Source organism: Chryseobacterium jejuense (assembly GCF_017877355.1).
Classification (GTDB): domain Bacteria; phylum Bacteroidota; class Bacteroidia; order Flavobacteriales; family Weeksellaceae; genus Chryseobacterium; species Chryseobacterium jejuense_A.
In genome coordinates this window covers 1-19,877 of the sequence record NZ_JAGIPR010000020.1, presented here as the reverse complement: position 1 = coordinate 19,877, position 19,877 = coordinate 1, and the positions used below count along the sequence as shown (strand labels likewise).

Annotated in this window: 12 protein-coding genes and 1 pseudogene; 11 read left to right on the top strand and 2 right to left on the bottom strand. The window is 36.1% G+C overall.

Annotation, left to right across the window (positions count from 1 at the left end; translation table 11 throughout):
- The first annotated feature begins 98 nt into the window (after positions 1–98).
- The 3 genes from J2772_RS24260 (at position 99) to J2772_RS23765 (ending at position 5,719) form a co-directional block, all read left to right on the top strand.
- Complete coding sequence (locus J2772_RS24260) at positions 99–1,748, top strand: helix-turn-helix domain-containing protein (RefSeq protein ID WP_245365322.1); 1,650 nt, start codon at positions 99–101, stop codon at positions 1,746–1,748.
- Between the two features lie 108 nt (positions 1,749–1,856).
- The gene (locus tag J2772_RS23770; RefSeq protein WP_209921469.1) at positions 1,857–3,536 is read left to right on the top strand and encodes a helix-turn-helix domain-containing protein; all 1,680 of its coding nucleotides are present in this window, start codon (positions 1,857–1,859) and stop codon (positions 3,534–3,536) included.
- A 230-nt stretch (positions 3,537–3,766) separates the two neighbouring features.
- Positions 3,767–5,719: a KUP/HAK/KT family potassium transporter gene (locus J2772_RS23765; protein ID WP_209921467.1), complete on the top strand. Its 1,953-nt coding sequence runs from the start codon at positions 3,767–3,769 to the stop codon at positions 5,717–5,719.
- A gap of 182 nt (positions 5,720–5,901) precedes the next feature.
- On the opposite strand, the gene J2772_RS23760 is transcribed toward J2772_RS23765, so the two are convergent.
- Entirely contained in the window at positions 5,902–6,318 is a 417-nt protein-coding gene (locus J2772_RS23760) for a RidA family protein (protein WP_209921465.1), read from the bottom strand.
- Positions 6,319–7,406: 1,088 nt separating this feature from the next.
- On the opposite strand from J2772_RS23760, the gene J2772_RS23755 reads away from it, so the two are divergent.
- The 8 genes and pseudogenes from J2772_RS23755 to J2772_RS24455 all read left to right on the top strand — a co-directional run.
- On the top strand, positions 7,407–8,594 hold the full coding sequence (locus tag J2772_RS23755; protein ID WP_209921464.1) for a hypothetical protein: 1,188 nt from the start codon (positions 7,407–7,409) through the stop codon (positions 8,592–8,594).
- Between the two features lie 19 nt (positions 8,595–8,613).
- On the top strand, positions 8,614–13,398 hold the full coding sequence (locus tag J2772_RS23750; RefSeq protein WP_209921462.1) for a T9SS type A sorting domain-containing protein: 4,785 nt from the start codon (positions 8,614–8,616) through the stop codon (positions 13,396–13,398).
- A gap of 308 nt (positions 13,399–13,706) precedes the next feature.
- Positions 13,707–16,586, top strand: coding sequence for a T9SS type A sorting domain-containing protein (locus J2772_RS23745; RefSeq protein ID WP_209921461.1), 2,880 nt, complete (start codon positions 13,707–13,709; stop codon positions 16,584–16,586).
- 136 nt (positions 16,587–16,722) lie between these two features.
- The gene (locus J2772_RS23740; RefSeq protein WP_209921460.1) at positions 16,723–17,133 is read left to right on the top strand and encodes a 5-fold beta-flower protein; all 411 of its coding nucleotides are present in this window, start codon (positions 16,723–16,725) and stop codon (positions 17,131–17,133) included.
- Between the two features lie 56 nt (positions 17,134–17,189).
- Positions 17,190–17,939 carry a hypothetical protein gene (locus J2772_RS23735; protein WP_209921458.1) on the top strand — a complete coding sequence of 250 codons (750 nt, stop codon included), beginning with the start codon at positions 17,190–17,192 and terminating at the stop codon, positions 17,937–17,939.
- Between the two features lie 89 nt (positions 17,940–18,028).
- A complete protein-coding gene (locus J2772_RS24365) occupies positions 18,029–18,400 on the top strand; it encodes a transposase (protein ID WP_317194531.1) in 372 nt (123 codons plus the stop codon).
- Positions 18,333–18,635 (top strand): hypothetical protein, encoded by a 303-nt coding sequence (locus J2772_RS24360; protein WP_317194533.1) that lies wholly within the window; start codon positions 18,333–18,335, stop codon positions 18,633–18,635. The genes J2772_RS24365 and J2772_RS24360 overlap by 68 nt, the downstream gene beginning before the upstream one ends.
- A 58-nt stretch (positions 18,636–18,693) precedes the next feature.
- A pseudogene (locus J2772_RS24455) lies at positions 18,694–18,822 on the top strand (5-fold beta-flower protein); the annotation flags it as partial.
- Between the two features lie 116 nt (positions 18,823–18,938).
- Here the strand turns inward: J2772_RS24455 and J2772_RS23725 are convergent.
- The gene (locus tag J2772_RS23725) at positions 18,939–19,427 is read right to left on the bottom strand and encodes a hypothetical protein (protein WP_209921456.1); all 489 of its coding nucleotides are present in this window, start codon (positions 19,425–19,427) and stop codon (positions 18,939–18,941) included.
- Positions 19,428–19,877 lie beyond the last annotated feature (450 nt).

Here is a 19,877-nt window from a genome sequence, read left to right as displayed (position 1 = left end):
AGTTACTAAGCTTCTTTTTTATTTTAATATAAAGGTTGGTGTCGCTGTTGTTTTTACCCTATTAAATTTTCACTCTAAAAGCTAATCTCTATTCCCTAATGAAAAAAAACTATTTATTTTTTATTCTTTTTGCCTTTTACTCAGCATTTGCCCAAAATGTAAAACAGGAGGGTTCTGAACCTATCGCAAAAGATGTGATTATTAAGAAACTGAAATACATCAAAGAAAATGATGATTCCATAGATTTAAAACAACAGGAAAGCATGTTGCTTCAATTAAAGGCAGTGTCAGAAAAACTAAAGTTTGAAAATGGAATCTTATTAAGTGGTAATTATTTGATAAGTGCATATAGTATGCAGGATAAAAATAAGGAGATTGTTGAATTGGGTAATGAACTTAAAAAATTAATTCAAAATAAGAAGGAAGATCCCACCGGAGTCATATCCGGTATATATAGGGGTAATGCATTGGCTTTAATGTATATAGGTCTTGATACTGCCAGTAAAAAGGATGTAGAAATAGCCATCAGATTTGCAAAGACGATAAAGAATCCAGACAGGAAATACCTGAGATTGACTCAATGCTATATGGATCTACATTCTTACTATATTAGTTTGGATCATCAATTCCAAAAGAAAAGATACAGGGATTCAACAGTGTACTATCTTCATAAAGCATTAGAAGTAGGTCTGAAAATAAAAGATGACAACGGAGAAGTATCTAATCAAATTAAATATACCGAAGTCATATTTATCTATACCCGTTTAGGTATTTTTTATCTGGAGCATTCTGATGAAAAAGGTAATCTGGAATTGGCAGAAAAAAATCTTCTGAAAGCAGAAAAACTTCAGGAGGAAACGAAGGCTTTGCCTATCCGCCCACAAACTACGCTTTTGAATCAACTGAGCTGGCTGTATATGGAAAAGAAGGAATATCAAAAGTCTATTGAGTATGCCAACCGTTCATTGCAATTGGAAAAGCGGCAGAGGCGGCCCTCTTCAAGAGTGGAGTCTTTTGAGTTTTTAGCTACCTGTTATATGGAAATTGGTGAAAAAGAGAAGTCTAAATATTATATGAGAGAATATACTAATCTTAAGGATAGTATAATCACTGCGGGTAGGACAAATGCTGATACTACGATAAAGAAAATGGTTGCAGAGGTAGATAAGGGATATAAACAAAATTCTAAAAAACAACTTATTATCATTGGTGTTATCGTCCTTATTGCTATAATAGTGATAATTATCCTTTGGAAAAGAAAAAAAAGAATCATCCACAAGAAATACGAGGAATTGATTACTAAGATCAATGAGGAGGCAAAAGAAGTGAGGGAAACAGAGTTATTGGCCGATCTTAAAAATGATGAAACCAAATCATCCATTGTTATTACTGATGAAACGATAAAAGCTCTGTTAATTAAACTTGAAAAATTTGAGAAATCAGAGAAATATCTTCGAAAGGATATGAGCCTTACCTGGATGGCCAATCATCTCAATACCAATCCAAAATATCTTTCAGAGGTTATTAAGATTTACAGAGAAAGTAATTTCACCAGTTATATCAACGAGCTAAGGATCAACTACATCATCAGGAAGCTTTATGAAAATCCAATATATAGAGAATATAAGATCACTTATTTGGCAGAGGAGTGTGGATATACAACCCCAAAAGTATTTGTGAATGCTTTTAAAAGAGAAACAGGTTTCACTCCATCCTACTTTGTGGAACAATTGAAAGTTTCTGTATAAATTTTCAATCCTTTGCAGCTAATTTCTGAAGGGCACTTTCAATGCTTTTATGTTTTTTCGACTAGTCAGAATCCTGAAAAATACTAACTCAATATAAAATATCATCTTATGGCTAAAAAATTACTTTTGCAAATATCTCAGTTTGTTTGGGGAAGTAGTAATCCGTTTTTTCAAAGATTGTACCCTACTTTTATCTCTTTGTTGTTTTTCTTTTCTTTTTCCATCGCAAACGGTACCACAATTTCATGCCCCGGAAACGAAAATATAGACCAATTAATAAATCAGGCAACCTCTCTTAATAACAACGGAAAAAATAAAGAAGCTCTTGAATTGTTTCAAAAAGCAAATGATCTTGCTAAGGCTGTGGGATGTGAAAAAGGAGAACTGGATGCAATAAAAAATATAATGTTGATCTATTCCCAAGATTATGATTATAAAAAGGCTTTGGAAATATCAGACATAGTCAGAGATTTGGCAGTGAATCAGAAAGATTATAAAACATTATCTATTTTATACAATAAAAGAGCAATATTACATGAGAATCTAGGCTTATACGATGTGAGCTTAAAGGAATATGAAACCGCTCTGAAATATGCAAAACTGATTTCTGAAACAAATCAGAGGTACTATCAGACTTCCTTGGTCTATTACAACATGGCGCCGTATTACCAGGGGCGATCGGATGACAAGGTCTTGTACTCTTTGGAAAAAAGTAGGGAAGAAATTTTAAAAGTAAGTGATAAGAGCAAAGATGTTCCTTTAGAGCAGAAAATTGATATGCTGATATCCGTAAATATGAATCTGGGGATTCATTACAGGGACTCCAGAAATAAAGGAAGGAATGTTAAACAGTCTGAATTCTATTTTATGGAAGCCTTAAAACAGCTTGATATCGTTAAAGGAGAAATAAATCTTGAGACAAAGATAGATTTGTATCAGGCACTCCAGGAGTTTTATCACATGAAAAAAGATTACAAAAAAGCAATAGAATATGGAGAGAGTATGCTGGCTTTGGAGAAGTCTAACAGCATGCCTTATAACCGGAGAGTAGGATATATGGTATTGGCAAAATCTTATCTGGGGATTGGGGATAACCCAACATCTCAAAAATATCTTGATCTTTTTACAAAATTGAATGACAGTATCAATTCTATAGAAAAGGAAGCCGTAGAAGTTCCTGTCAAAAAGATCATTTCAGAGACTAAAATCAACGGAGAGAAAAAGGCAAATAGAATTGTTGTTATTTCTATTGTTATCCTTAGCCTTATAACTGGAGGAATGCTGATATATCGAAGAAGAAGCAATAAGATTATTCATAAAAAATATAAAGATCTGATTGAGAAAATAAGTCAGGAAAACGAAGGAAATAAAATAGAACCAACATTAGAGAAAAATAATGATATAAAATCCTCTATTACAATTACAGATGAAACAGCAAAAGGCTTACTTCTTAAGCTTGAAAAATTTGAAGCTTCAGGAAAGTATCTTCGGAAGGATTTGAGTCTTACCTGGATGGCCAATAGTCTAAGTACCAATCCAAAATATCTTTCGGAGGTTATAAAGATCTACAAAAATCATAATTTTACCAGTTATATCAATGAGCTTCGTATTAACTATATCATTAAAATGCTCTACACCAACCCAATTTACAGAGAGTACAAGATTGCCTATCTTGCAGAGGAGTGTGGATATACCACTCCACGAGTATTTGTGAATGCCTTTAAAAAAGAAAAAGGATTCACTCCTTCCTATTTCGTGGAACAATTAAAAACGCCCGTAGAGGTTTAAATTCTGATTCCAAAGAGCATACAACAAAGACTGCCATTCTATAGTTGCTTTGTTTTAAAGGTGATTGATTTATATTGTTGATTTTTAGTTTTTTACCTTTATTTTTTTTCTTAAAAATATGATCTTTTGAAGTCAAATAATCATCATTTTTATTGAATTGTTTAAAAAAAATAGTGTATGTATCATTTCAATTTGGAATTTGATTAATTTGCATAAAAAACTAAATCATTATGTCCGGACAGAACAGTCTAGATTTTCATAAGAAAATCACCCTTGCAGGATCCCTGATTGCAATAGGAATTGTATTCGGTGATATTGGGACCTCTCCATTATATACACTTAATGCTGTTTTTCACAATAAGATCATTACAGAAGCCATTGCGCTTGGTAGTTTGAGTTGTATCTTCTGGACCTTGGTTTTCCAGACCACCGTCAAATATGTCATCATCACGCTACAGGCCGACAATAAAGGAGAAGGTGGAATTTTCTCACTTTATGCCCTCGTACGGCGGTTTAGCGGCAAGTGGCTGGTGTTTATAGCCATGGCTGGTGGTGCTTTTTTAATGGCAGACGGAATCATCACTCCACCCATTTCTGTTTCTTCAGCGGTAGAAGGAGTTCAGGCAGTAGTTCCCGGATTAAATACCGTTCCAGTCATCATCGGGATTTTAGTATTACTTTTTATGTTTCAACAGTTTGGAACAGATAAAATAGGAAAGGTTTTTGGCCCGGCCATGATCATCTGGTTTGGATTCATCGGTACTATAGGAGTGATGGCAATAGGGGATAACTGGGAAGTTTTCAGAGCCTTAAATCCCTATTATGCCTATCAGATGCTGGTGAATGAACCTAAAGGATTTTGGTTTCTGGGAAGTATCTTCTTATGTACAACTGGTGCTGAGGCATTATACAGCGATATGGGACATTGTGGAAGAAACAATATCAGAATCACCTGGATCTTTATAAAAGTTGCCCTTATTCTTTGTTATGCTGGTCAAACAACATGGCTTTTGAACCATGTGGGAGAAGAAGTTGGAAGCTTAAGCCCTTTTTATCATATTGTTCCGAAATCAATTTTCTGGTTAGCACTATGTATTGCAACATTGGCAACCATTATTGCTTCTCAGGCATTGATAAGCGGCTGTTTCACCTTAATTAATGAGGCAATACGCCTCAATATATGGCCCAAACACATGGTGCTTTTCCCTAGCAATGTGAAAGGCCAGCTTTATATTCCTGCTATTAACTGGTTCTTAATGTGTGGATGTGTGGGAATGGTACTTTATTTTAAGGAAAGTACTAAAATGGAAGCAGCATTTGGACTGAGTGTGACGCTTACAATGTTGATGAGTACCATCTTAATCAATGCCTATCTTCGTATAAAAAGAGTCCCGCTTATATTGAATATATTAATTACAGGGATCTTTTTAACCATTGAATTAAGCTTTTTAGCAGCTAATCTTCAAAAAGTGAAAGAAGGCGGGTGGATTACTCTGTTGCTTGGTTTTTCATTATTTGCCGTTATGTATATCTGGTGGCGGGGAAGAAAGATCAAATTGGATATCCAGTCTTTTGTGAAATTTTCAGATTATCTTCCATTGTTAGCCAAGCTAAGTACAGATGAAAAACTTCCGAAATATGCTACCAACCTGGTTTATCTTACCACTTCGGACTCTGAAAAAAGAATTGAAAAAACGGTGATGGATTCAATCCTGAAATTCGGGCTTCCAAAGCGTGCTGATATTTATTGGTTTGTACATGTTAATATTCTGGATGAACCTTATGCACAAAAATATTTTGTAGAGACCATTATCCGGAATGATGTTTATTATATTCAGTTTGATCTTGGGTTTCGTGAAGATCCAAGAATTGGGTACTATTTCAAACAGGTGGTTAATGACATGATCGAAAACCATGAAGTAGATGTTGAAGACTCTCTGGAACAGGCTTATCAACAGAATAAAATAGGTGATTTTAAATTTATGATTATGGATAGCTTCCTTTCTTACGATAATAGAATGCCATTCTGGAAGAATTTTGTGATGAAAGGATATTATAATCTGCGCTACCTTTCTGTAAAAGATTATATCAATTTCGGACTGGATAAAAGCCATATTGAAACAGAGCAATATCCATTAGTAGTGGTTCCTTTTGCTGAAAATAAACTTGAGCGGAAAGGGTAAGGGCTTCTGTTATATTAGACAGATTCAGTATTGTTTTAAGCTTAGGTTATAGGTTATAGGTTATAGGTTATAGGTTAGGTTCGGGCAAAAATCGAAGATTTTTGCCCGAACCTTTTATCATGCTCTCAATGAAACAATTGATTACCCTATTTTAAATCTACACATTAATATGCTTCACGCACCTACTCTTTATGAGGCATAAAAGCTATGGCATCAACTTCTATCATCATGCCATCCAGTGCTAATCCTGGAACAGGAATTAAAGTACTTGCTGGAAACTTATTGTTTTTCCATACTTTATGCATTTCTTCTGTCCATATCTTGAGTCTCTCCTGATTGTTATCAACAATGAGTACTGTGATTTTTAGAACATCATCAGGCTTCAAATCGTATTCTTTAAGCACTGTTTCTAAGTTTCGCAAAGCGAATTGAACTTGTTGTCTAAAATCTTTAGAGAGGTTGTGATGTAAGTCTTCACCACCACTTTGTCCGGATATAAATACATAGTTTCCGTTACCCAGACTATTGGTAGCATGGGAAAAGGCAAAAGGTGTCGGGTCAAATAATGTTTCCGGGTTCTTATACGCGATACTTGTCATATTTTTTTGATTATTGGTTTTATCATTTTCAGTTTGCAAACAGCTTGCAAACAAAACTATAGAAATTGATGAAATCAGGAGATATTTTCCTTGATATAGAATGTTTTTAAAGTGAATCATGTTTTATGAAATGTTGAATGTAGATATCTGATGAGGTGAATTAATGAGGCAAATTTAGACTCAATCATTTTTCAAAACGTTTACATATGTTGAGAGAATTAAAGATAATAATTCATAATGGCAGCTCTTTCCCAACATATATAAAGATAAAGTAGTCTTCTCTTTTATAGGGATTTTCATTTCAGGCAGGGTAAACGTTTTGCGTGTGACCTCTTTGTTGTACATTAATATTAACTATTTTTTCAAAAAGGTTTCAAATAAAAGCCATTTTTGAACAAAAAATTGATGAAACATTGCCTTTATTAGGACCCCATTGAAGGCAGAAGGTACCGAAGCCATACTTTGGTTTGGAAAGGAAAATCGTATGATATGAATTTGAGTGTTATAAATCCCAAAAGTCGTATGGTAGAAGACATCATTACCATAGCAGAAGAGTGTTTGTAACAAAAGAAGCCTATGTATACTTCTATTGATTTAATAGTTTAGTCTAATTACAGACCACCAGACAAAAATTGAAAGAATCAAATGTACAGTAAACTTTTTAAAAATATTGTAATATCTGTATAGAGATGAAATTACCGTTGTTTTTTATTCAGCTATTTCAGGATCCATAATAAAAAGATACTTTTGTATTCGACAATATAAGATCATAACGGATACTGTTGTCAATTAAAAAACTAAAAACCTAAACCTTAAAACTAATTAAACCATGAACACACTCATTGTACGAATTCATCATAACACATTGTTTCCAACAATGTAAATCTTACTAAGTCCTCACAATGCCTTTAGCATCAAGTCGTATTTTATCAATATGACTTATCGGACTATTTTTTTAAATCAAAAAAAGAGATAATACAATAAATAGGTATTTCGCTATTGATTTGAAGAAAAGAAATGCTCTTAGACCTGTTTGAGAAACTAAAAATCAAAAAATTAATAATAAACCAATCAATTTTTATACGATCATGACAAAAAAACTACTAATCATTGCCTTCACAGGCTTATCAAGTACTATGGCTTTTGCAGCCGATTTATATGTTAGAAATGGCGGAACCGGTGGAGCTTATTCTACGGTAAGTGCAGCTATTACTGCAGCTTCGGATGGAGACAGAATCATCATTCAGCCCAAAACGAACGGTGCTGCCTATGTTGAAAATCTTACCATCAACAAATCGTTAACCTTTGTTTCTGAAACCAATTATAGTAAATATTTTGTTCAGGGAACCATTACCATCAATCCGGCAGCGGGAAGAGTAGTAACCATAAATAATTTAAGTTCAGGAAACTTTACGATTTACAATGTAGTAGCAAGCGGGCCTACAACAGGAGGAAGAACTACCCTCAATCTTTTAAACTGTGATCTGAATAATGTGTATGCTAATCAATCTAATGTAACCACAAACACCTCGGGTTGTATCGTTAGAGGAGCCCTTAACTTTTCCCACGGAAGAGCTACGGCTAATAAAGCTCAGTTTATTACCGTTCGTTCCAGCTCTAATATACAGGAGTCTTACATGGCGACATCTGATGTAGAGGTTTTTGGTAATATCGTTGATGATGTACTGTCCTATACACAACCTTTTTATGATTTTAAATTTTATAATAATTTTAGTGGTCGTATATCTGTTCACGGGATTAAAAATGGAGGTTCTAATGAAATTATTAATAATTCAATCTATAGTACGGTTTCTGGTGATGTAGCTCCTTTGTGGATTAGTCTGAATAATAATACAGGTACTGGAAATATTGCCATTATGAACAATGCTATCTCTTTTGTGATAGGACAGACTAATGCCTGTATTCAAACTTACAGTACCAATGTTAATATAACAGCCAGTTACAATCTATCTACCAATCCTTTTGTAACCGATGGGACTATGACCCAAAGTAACAATTCAGGATCTGTGAATATGAATTTTAGCAATACAGCATACACGGTAACCGGAATGAATGTAAATGCAGGAAATCCTGATGTAAAATACACAGATTTAGATTTAACCAGAAATGATGCGGGGCACTATGGAGGTTCTAACAGCTGGTCTAATTATTGGCCTGCAAATGTTGGCAATAAACCTCAGGTAAATTATTTAGCAACTCCAAGAACTATCAGTGGCGGTACTTTGAATATCAATGGATCTGGTTTTTCTAAATAATTTCTAATGAGATAACAATATGAAAAATTATATCTATAGTATAATCGCTTTGCTTATGGTAATACTGTGTCCGGCACAAGTATTCGTAAGCCAGGCTGAATATTTTTGGGATACCGATCCCGGAACAGGAAACGGTACCCCGGTATTGGCTACGGATGGGAGCTTTAATAGTGTTTTTGAACAACTGATCAAAACAGATATTGTTACCCCAGGTAGCGGTTTGCATAAATTCTCTGTCCGTATCAAAGACAATACGGGAGCTTGGGGCCCGGTTTTTACTAATGTCATTGATATACAACAACCTGTAATCTCAAATGTGATTTCTCTTTCTCAGGCAGAGTATTTTTGGGATACTGATCCAGGAGCAGGAAATGGTACTGCGGTATTGGCTGCGGACGGAAGTTTCAACAGTGTTTTCGAACAACTGATCAAAACAGACATTGTTACACCAGGTAATGGTTTGCACAAATTCTCTGTCCGAATTAAAGATAATACGGGTGTCTGGGGCCCAGTTTTTAGCAATGTTATTGATGTTCAGCAACCTGTAACGTCAAATGTGATTTCTCTTTCACAGGCCGAATATTTCTGGGATACCGATCCGGGAGAAGGAAATGGTACTCCGGTATTAGCCAACGATGGTAACTTTAACAGTACTTATGAGCAACTGACCAAAACAGGAATTGCTTTGCCAGCTAATGGTTTGCATGTATTTAACATCCGTATCAAAGATAATACGGGAGCTTGGGGGCCTGCTTTTAAAAACGTAATTAATGTAGAAACACCAATTCCTTCAGGCTGCTGGCAGAGTATTATTGCAGGACTTAATCACTCGATGGGAATAAAATCAGATGGAACATTATGGGTATGGGGAGATAATAAATATGGACAATTAGGGGACGGAACCACAATTGAAAGAGATACTCCTATCCAAATTGGAACAGCAACGGATTGGCGAAGTGTTAGTGGTGGATATGCTCATACATTAGCCATTAAAAAAGATGGAACGTTATGGGCCTGGGGACGTAACAATTATGGACAATTAGGAGATGGAACTAAAACCGATAGATTTATCCCAATTCAAATCGGAACAGCAACAGATTGGCAAAGTATTCGTACTTCAGGTTTTCAGACGCTTGCGATAAAAAACAATGGAACGCTTTGGAGCTGGGGATATAATTATTGGGGGATGCTAGGAGATGGAACCAATATCGATAGAATTGTACCCACTCAAATCGGAACAGGTACAAATTGGAAAAGTATTGAAATGGGGTCGCAGCATTCCCTGGCATTAAAAACAGATGGAACACTTTGGGCGTGGGGACTGAATTATTATGGACGATTAGGAGATGGCACACAAGTTGATAAATGGGCTCCGGTTCAAATCGGATTCGATACAAATTGGCAAAGTATTAGTGCTGGAAGTGATCATTCTGTAGGACGCAAAACAGATGGTACACTATGGACATGGGGATACAATTCCACTGGGCAGCTGGGAGATGGAACCATTGTTGGAAAATTGGTTCCTACCCAAATAGGAACAGAAACCAATTGGCAAAATGTAGCAGCAGGAATCGGTACTACTTTTGCAAGCAAAACAGATGGAACACTTTGGTCATGGGGGAATAATGCCAGTACATCGTTGGGGCATGGTCCAATTAGTGGAGTTTCGTATTTTACATCCCCTAAAAAAGTTGGTTCCTATTCAGATACGATGGAAATTTCTTTGGGATATTATTATAGCTTAGTAAAAAATATCAATGGAGATTTAAAAGCTTGTGGAGACAATAGTAATGGAAAGTTAGGTGATGGTACTGGTTATTCCAAAAATATGTTTACTTCTATTAGCTGCCCTTTACTTTGTAATCCTCCGACACAATTTTCAACAACAGGGGTTACTTCAACAACAGCTACTATAAACTGGACAGCATCAAGTTCAGCTCCTAGTGGAGGATATACCTATCTTTATAGCACACACCCTATTGTTGGTGGTATTGATGGAACTACTACTTCTACAAAGGCTGTTTTGACGAACTTATTACCCAATACCACTTACTATTGGTGGGTGGCATCCGATTGCAAATCCAGTGAGGGTAATTGGATATCAGGAGGTTCTTTTACTACTCTTCCTACTAATGAAACAGGTTGTTGGCAAAGTGTAAGCTCTGGAAATCGTCATTCTACAGGAATAAAAACAGATGGAACACTATGGGCATGGGGAAATAACGATTATGGACAACTTGGAGTTGGAATTACGGGTGCAAAAAATACTCCAATACAAATTTCAGCCATGAACAATTGGCTGAAAACAGATATTGGATATTATCATACTGTGGCTATCAAAACAGATGGAACACTTTGGACATGGGGTAAAAATGATTATGGGCAATTAGGTGATGGAACTACAACTGACAAAGCTACACCAACACAAATTGGGACAGCAGCAGACTGGGTAAATATTGCCGCAGGAGAATATTATACATTAGCTCTAAAAGCAAATGGTACCCTTTGGGTATGGGGAAGAAATGACAAAGGGCAATTAGGTGATGGTACTAATATAGATAAAAATATACCAATCCAAATTGGAACTGCAAATAATTGGAAAATGATCTCATCGAGAAGTGAACATACTCTTGCCATTAAAACAGATGGAACATTATGGGCATGGGGAGATAACTGGGGCGGAAAACTAGGCGATGGAACAGGAACAATAAGAACATCTCCTATTCAGATAGGAACAGCTACGAATTGGAGAAGTATTGATGCCGGAGATGATCATTCTGTAGGACTCAAAACAGACGGAACACTATGGGCATGGGGAAGAAATACAGGTGGACAATTAGGAGATGGAACTATAATAGACAGAGTTACTCCAACACAAATAGGAACAGAAACAAATTGGCATAGCGTTGGTGCAGGCAATGAGCATTCTGCAGGACTCAAAACAGACGGAACCCTTTGGGCTTGGGGACGTAATGATTATGGACAATTAGGAGATGGAACTAGAAGTATCAGAACTATTCCAACGCAAATAGGAACAGCTTCTGATAAACAAAGTATTGCAGTAGGTATAGGTACATTTGCTATAAATACCAATGGCTTTTTAACAGCTACTGGTATTAATACATCTGGCCAGTTAGGAGATGGTACATTTATTTCTAAGAAAATTTTTGTACCTGTTGCTTGTCCTGTAAGTTGTAATCCTCCTAGCCAATTTTTGTCTTCTAATATTACATCTGCAACGGCTACTCTTAGCTGGACAGCTGCGACAACAGCTCCAAATGGAGGTTATTCGTATCTTTATAGTACGAATTCAGTTCTTGGAGGTATTGAGGGAAAGGTTATTTCTACCACAGCCAATTTAACAAGTCTGTTACCAAACACTACTTACTATTGGTGGGTGGGATCTAATTGTGGATCCAATCAGCCTAATTGGATACCGGCAGGATCCTTTACTACACTTCCTACTTCTGCAACAGGCTGTTGGGAAAGTGTGAGTTCAGGTTCTTTCTATTCGGTAGGAATAAAATCAGATGGTACATTATGGACATGGGGATCTAATGGCAGTGGTCAACTGGGTGACGGAACTACAGTTCCCAAAAATACCCCAATACAAATCGGAACCGGAAATAATTGGCTGAAAGTATCTGCAGGAGATAGTCATACTGTTGCCCTCAAAACAGATGGGACGTTATGGACATGGGGTGATAATCAGCAAGGGCAATTAGGTAATGGAACTACAATTTCCGGTTCTATTCCAATGCAAATAGGAACAGCAACAGATTGGGTAAACATTTCTGGTGGAGACTATTATACATTAGGAATAAAATCAGATGGTACATTATGGGCTTGGGGATATAACGGGAACGGTCAATTAGGAGATGGTACCACCATCCGTAAAACTGTACCGGTACAAGTCGGAATAGCAAATGATTGGAAAATGGTCACAGCAGGTTCTTCGCATACTCTTGCCATCAAGACAGACGGAACACTATGGGGTTGGGGAAGCAGCGGTTATGGGCGATTAGGTGATGGGAATTCAACTTCAGTTGTAATATCAACTCCTATTCAAATCGGAACAGCAACAGATTGGAAAACGGTGAGTGCAGGAAGTTTTCACTCTATAGCATTAAAAACAAATGGAACAGCATGGGGCTGGGGAGATAATTTCGAAGGACAATTAGGTGATGGAACCACAACCCTTAGAAATACTCCAACACAAATTGGAACTGCAACAGACTGGAAGGATGTAGCTACTAACCATTTTAATTCTTCTGTAGGAATTAAAGCAAATGGAACACATTGGGCATGGGGGAGAAATACTTATGGACAGCTGGGAGATGGAACTAAAATTGCCAGACTTGTTCCCACTCAAATTGGAACTGCCACTGATAGAAAAATGATTGCAGCAGGGCCATATACTACACTTGCTATCAATACCAATGGATTTTTATCAGCCACTGGCCGTAATGAATTTGGGCAGATAGGAGACGGAACAATTATTAACAAACCAATTTTTGTCCCTATTGCCTGCCCTACAGGTAATTTAGCTATTACAGAAGTTTCACCAAAGGCAGATTTGCTGAAAGTTTATCCAAATCCGGTACAGGATATCCTGACGATCTCTTATGATCAGAAGATTCTTTTTGTAACGGTTTACAATGCAGCCGGACAGCTGATACTTACTAAAGCAATCAATGATACAAAAGGAACAATTGATGCTTCCGGATTTGTTTCAGGGGTTTATTTGGTTAAAATAAATGCTGTTAATGACTTTGTAAAAACAGTAAAAGTTATCAAACGATAAATTTGATGATTAGGATTGTTGAGGTCTAAAACCTTGGTAACCTTAGTCTTTTCTGAATAGATAGCGTCACTTATTGTTAAGTGGCGCTATTTTTTATATTCTATTTTTCACATGTAAGGCAGTATTATTGTCATTTGTTTTGAATAATATAATTAATTTTTTTCAGTGTTTAGTATAGGTATAGAGATGGAATTTTATTATTTGTTAACTATTTCATGATCCATAATAAAAATATATTTTTGTGGTGAACAACACAAAATCATAATGGATGTTCATGTTGTTGTCACTGAAAACTAATTTACAATATCATGAAAAAAAAATTATTAATGATTGTCTTAACAGTCTTAGCCAGTATCATGGCTTTTGCAACAGGTCTGTATGTTAAAAATACCCAAACCATTGGGTCGGCTTTTACCGATCACCGTGTTATACTTCAACCTAAAACGAACGGAACTCCCAAAATCATTGATGGGTTTAGCCAAGGAAATTGGACATCGGAAGATTTACTTCCTACAACTATAACAGGTTGCTGGCAAAGTTTTAGTGCAGGAAGTGGACATTCGGTAGGTATAAAAACAGACGGAACATTGTGGGCATGGGGGAATAATTTATATGGGCAATTAGGGGATGGAACTGCGGTTAAAAGGAATGTCCCTATCCAAATAGGAACGGCTAATAATTGGCTGAAAATAGATGGTGCATCTAATTATACAGTTGCCATTAAAACAGATGGTACATTATGGTCATGGGGGATGAATAATTATGGACAACTGGGTGATGGAACAACTACTGATAGAAATATGCCAGTTCAAATAGGAACAGCAACCAATTGGCAAAGTATTAGTGCCAGAAGTTCTCATACGTTAGCTATAAAAACAGATGGGACATTATGGGGATGGGGACGCAATAGCTCTGCACAACTAGGAGATGGAACTAATACTAATAGAAGTATCCCAACTCAAATAGGAACAGCAACAGATTGGGTAAGTATTGCTACAGGAGATAATTATACGTTAGCTATAAAATCGAATGGGACTCTTTGGGCTTGGGGCGGAAATTTCTATGGCCAACTAGGAGATGGAACTACAAATGATAAAGGTGTTCCTATCCAAATTGGAACAGCTGCTAACTGGCAAAGCGTTGATGCTGGAAATCAACATTCACTGGGAGTAAAAACAGATGGGACGTTATGGACGTGGGGTATCAATGAATATGGACAATTAGGTGACGGAACTACTACTGATAGAAATATCCCAACCCAAATAGGAACGGAAACCAATTGGCTTACTGTATCTGCTGGATTATCTTTTTCTTTTGCAAACAGAGCAGACGGAACACTTTGGGCATGGGGGCAAAATGCCCATGGGCAATTGGGTGCCGGATCAACTGCATCTACGATTATTACAGCACCTACACAAATAGGCTCCTCTACAGACAATATGCAAATTTCTGCCGGAGAGAATCATATTCTCGTAAAAAAGGGTGATGGCTTTTTAAAAGTTTGTGGAGCAAATAATCATGGACAATTAGGTGATGGTACTAATAATGACAAAAATACATTTGTTGCTATTGAATGTCCTTCAAATTGTACTCTTCCAACACAGTTTTCAACAACTAGTGTTACTTCTACAACGGCTACTATTGGCTGGACGGCTTCCACTCCAGTTCCTGATGGAGGTTATGTGTATCTTTATAGTACTAATTCAATTGTTGGGGGCACAGGGGGAGCTACCCCTTATGCAACAGCAAATTTGTCAAATCTATTACCTAACACTACTTATTATTGGTGGGTGGCTTCTCATTGCGGATCTAGCCAAAGTGATTGGGTACCGGGAGGCTCCTTTACTACACTTCCTACAACTATAACAGGTTGCTGGCAAAGTGTGAATTCAGGATATTTTCATTCGTTTGGAATTAAAACAGACGGAACACTTTGGGCATGGGGACGTAACGATTTTGGTCAGTTGGGCGATGGTACAACAAATTCAAAAAATACCCCAATACAAATTGGAACGGCTACAAATTGGAAAAATGTTGCTGCAGGATATTTTCATTCCGTAGGACTCAAAGCTGATGGAACATTATGGGCATGGGGTAGAAATAGTTATGGTCAATTAGGAGATGGAACCACAACGGACAGAACTACTCCTGCACAAATCGGAACAGCAACTGACTGGATTAGTATTGCTACAGGAATAGGTTACGCATTAGCTATAAAATCAAACGGAACACTTTGGGCCTGGGGATATAATCAGACTGGACAATTAGGGGATAATACAACCATCAATAAAACTGTCCCAATCCAAATCGGAACAGGAAATAATTGGAAAATAGTTACATCTGGTGGGATGAGTACTTTTGCTATAACAACAGATGGAACGCTATGGGCATGGGGAGATAATTTATTTGGACAATTAGGAGATGGAACCACAACGGACAGAACTACTCCAACACAAATCGGAACAACTTCGAATTGGAAAGATATTGCTGCCGGAAGTTTACATTCAGTAGCAATTAAAGCAGATGGAACGCTATGGGCATGGGGCAGAAATGAATTTGGACCATTAGGAGATGGAACTACTATTGATAAATACATCCCAACCCAAATTGGAACAGCAACAGATTGGAAGAGTATTGAAGCAGGTTTTGAACATTCAGTAGGACTGAAAACAAACGGGACACTATGGGCATGGGGAGATAATATCTTTGGGCAATTAGGCGATGGAACAACAACTAACAGGCATATACCTACACTTATTGGAACAGCTACTAGCCTGCAAAGTTTTGCAGCAGGCATGTTTAATACATTTGTTATTAATGCCACTAGCTTTTTATCAGGTTGTGGCTATAATAGCTATGGTCAGTTAGGAGATGGAACAAACATTCAAAAAACAATTTTTACACCTATTGTTTGTTCTACAAGTAGCTTAGCAGTTCAGGAAATTTCAACAAAAACAGATCAATTGAAAGTTTATCCAAATCCGGTACAGGATATCCTGACCATCTCATTCGATCAGAAGATTCTTTCGGTCGCGGTTTACAATGCGGCAGGACAATTGGTGCTGACTAAAGTAATCAATGATACAAAAGGAACAATTGATGTTTCCGGATTCCTATCAGGAGTGTATCTTGTTAAAATAAATGCTGCTAATGATTTCGTAAAAACAGTAAAAGTTATCAAACGATAAGCATTAGATTTTAATGTAACAGATAAGGTTTCTTTAACTTTGAAATCTTTCAAAATAGCGTCACTTATTTTTAAGTGACGTTATTTTTATAGAGTAGATCATTCATATAAATTGTATATTTATTTTTTTTAAAACCATGAAAAAAACATTACTTATTGGCTTACTTCTGTTCAGCCTTTCCTCTTTAGGAGCACAAACTATTGAATCTGGAAACCGCAGTACGACAGGCTATATCAAACCGGATGGAACCATTGAAAATAGCAGCCGTTCCACAGTTGGATATATTAAAAGCGACGGTACTATTGAGAATAAAAACCGTTCAACAATCGGTTATATCAAAAGTGACGGGACTATAGAAAACAGCAGCCGTTCCACTATAGGCTATGTTAAAAAAGATGGCACCGTAGAAAATAGCAGCCGTTCTACCATTGGTTATATTAAAGATGACGGAACGGTAGAAAATAGCAGCCGGAGCACGATTGGGTACGCAAAAGGCATCAAAAAAGAATGGGCAGCAGTAGTATATTTCTTTTTTAAGTTAGATTAGAACTGAAGAATAAACTCTAGGAACCATAGTGTCAATACTCATAGGAGAATACCTGAATGGAAACAAAGACCAATAAAGAAGTACGTGATATACTACTTAACGAATTCAATAATTACTTATTAAGTGAAAAAGCAGGATCCTGGATCAAAGAATGTACACAATTTTATTTTAGTTCAAAAAAGGAAACCTCAAAAGTAAAGCTTACCGTAAATCTGAGAAACGTACTTTTCGGAGGAAGTGGTTTTTGGGAATATAAGGATGGTTTTAGGCAGTTGGTAACATTGAATAAAAATGGTACTTATACCTATTATCAATTATATGATGTCTGGGAGGGTGTCAATATTTTTACTGCGGAAATAGATATTCAGAATTTAAATGTGGAAATTATCCATAAGGACAGTGAATGTTTTAAGACAATTGAAACGGAGAAGAAAACCAACGAAGAAATACATCATATATTACTTAAGGAGTTCAATGCTTATTTGCTAAGTGAAAAAGCCGAATTCTGGATCAAAGAATATTCACATTTTTATTTCAGCTTAAAGAAGGAAACTCAAAAGGCGGAACTTAGCATATGTATAAGAAAGATTGTTTTGGAAGATAATATGTTTTGGGAATCTAGGGATGGTGTTAAACAATTGGTAGCATTGAAGGAAGACGGCACCAAAACTTACTATATTTCATATGATGTATGGGAGGATATGAATATTTTTAGTGCTGAAATCAATCTTCAGAATTTAAATGTGGAAGTTACCCATAGGGAAAGCAGGCTATCATCATTCAATCAGGATGACTTTTTTATTTGAATGAATAGTATTGAACAATCTTGATTGAATTACCAATACTTTCATACAATATACTGCCTTGCAGTGGTCTGAATTCCCTGCCAGGCTTTATGAAGAAGACGATGGGCTGGTTTTATCCTTCAGAGGAATCTCATTCAAGATACCTGGAGGTGAAAATATTTAAAGGATTATATTTCATAAGCTTTGCTGTTGTAGGTTGGCTGGACGTTTTTATTAGAAATGAATACAAAGAAATCTTTTTAGAAAGCTTAAGGTTTTGCCAAAAGAGTAAAGGAATGGAAATACATGCGTGGTGCATTATGTCAAGCTATGTACACTTAGTTTTCAGAAGTATAAATGGGCAGAAACCAGAACTTTTGATTGGTGATTTAAAAAGATTTACAAGCAAAGCACTTGTATCAGCAATCAAAGAAAATCCTACAGAAAAGCAGAACAGATTTTTTATTAGATTTTTTCCTTAAAGAAGGTTCAAAAACTTCAAATGTAAATCAATATCAATTTTGGAGACATGATAATAAACCTATTGAGTTGTGGAGCAATAGAGTGATTAGGCAGAAGATTAATTATGTACATCAAAATCCTGTAGAAGCAGGTTTAGTTTTCCGTGCAGAAGATTATAAATACAGCAGTGCAACAGATTATGCTGATGAAAAAGGACTTTTAGATAATATTGTTGTTTTTAGAATGATTGATTAATAGTATTAAATACCACACGAAAGGATTCGTGTGGTAGCGGGGGGCAGAAAACAGCAGCCGTTCCACCCTTGGTAACATTAAAGATGATGGAACGGTAGAAAACAGTAGGCGCAGTACTATTGGCTATGCTAAAGGCATTAAAAAAGAATGGGCTGCGGTAGTGTATTTCTTTTTTAAGCTAGATTAAGCCTATAAATTAAAACTATCAGGTAAAATAAACTCCAAAGCTAGAAGACTTCGGAGCATGGAAAAATCCGGTTAAATACCTTTTAAATGATGGACTGTATATAAGCCTGTCTGATTTTATTTTTTTTGTGTCAATGAAAAATTATCCAGGTAAACTGCCTGATGAACCCCATTCAATAAAACTTTCAGACCCAAATGGGTATCTTTTTTTATTGAAATATTGAATGATTTTTTATCTCCTGTTATTTTGGAAGGCTTAGCGATTGAAACATATGATTTAGGATCAGAAGTATTGTTGATCGAGAAAATTTCCAAAGTGGTTTCTCCTCCATTATCAGAAATATCAAGAGTAAGCGTATAGTTTCCTTCTTTAATTTTTGGAGTCACTAAATACATATTTTCTCCCGGGCTGTTCATAGAATAAAATATAATCTTTTTGTCACTGGCATAAAGCATGGTCTTTCCACCTGCCTGAGCAGTCCAGCATTTGTTGATATCCTTCCATGTATCAAAATTTTCTACAATTGTAGATTCGGTTTTACATTGTGCTTTTGCAGTTAGAAATCCTCCCATAGTTATTAGCCCTGCTAATACGACTCTTTTCATATGTTATTTTTATTTATTTTATGTAAAAATAAGCAAAAAAAGATTACGCCTAAAACATCCGAGCCAATAGAAGATAAGAGAATTTTAGAAAATAAAGGGAATAGGGATGCTGAGAGTCATTTTGAGTTATATTAATTACAAAAACAAATTGCTTTAAAAACGCAAAGATTTTATATTGTAATATTTTAAGGGAGCAAAGATGGAATCAATTTCATTGATTCTTTCTAAGCGTACGCATAACCACATCGCTTCATCAGCGACATTGTCGCCCTCTTTTGCTTCCTTAAGATAAACCAGTTGAATCACTCATTCTTTGCGTTTCAAAAAAGAGTTATTCAATAAAGGTTGGGAGCTAGAAGAGGAAAGCTGGAGGTTACTTTAAGTTATAGTAATTGGATAGCTATTACAAAAACAAATTGCTTTAAAAACGCAAAGATTTTATATTGTAAT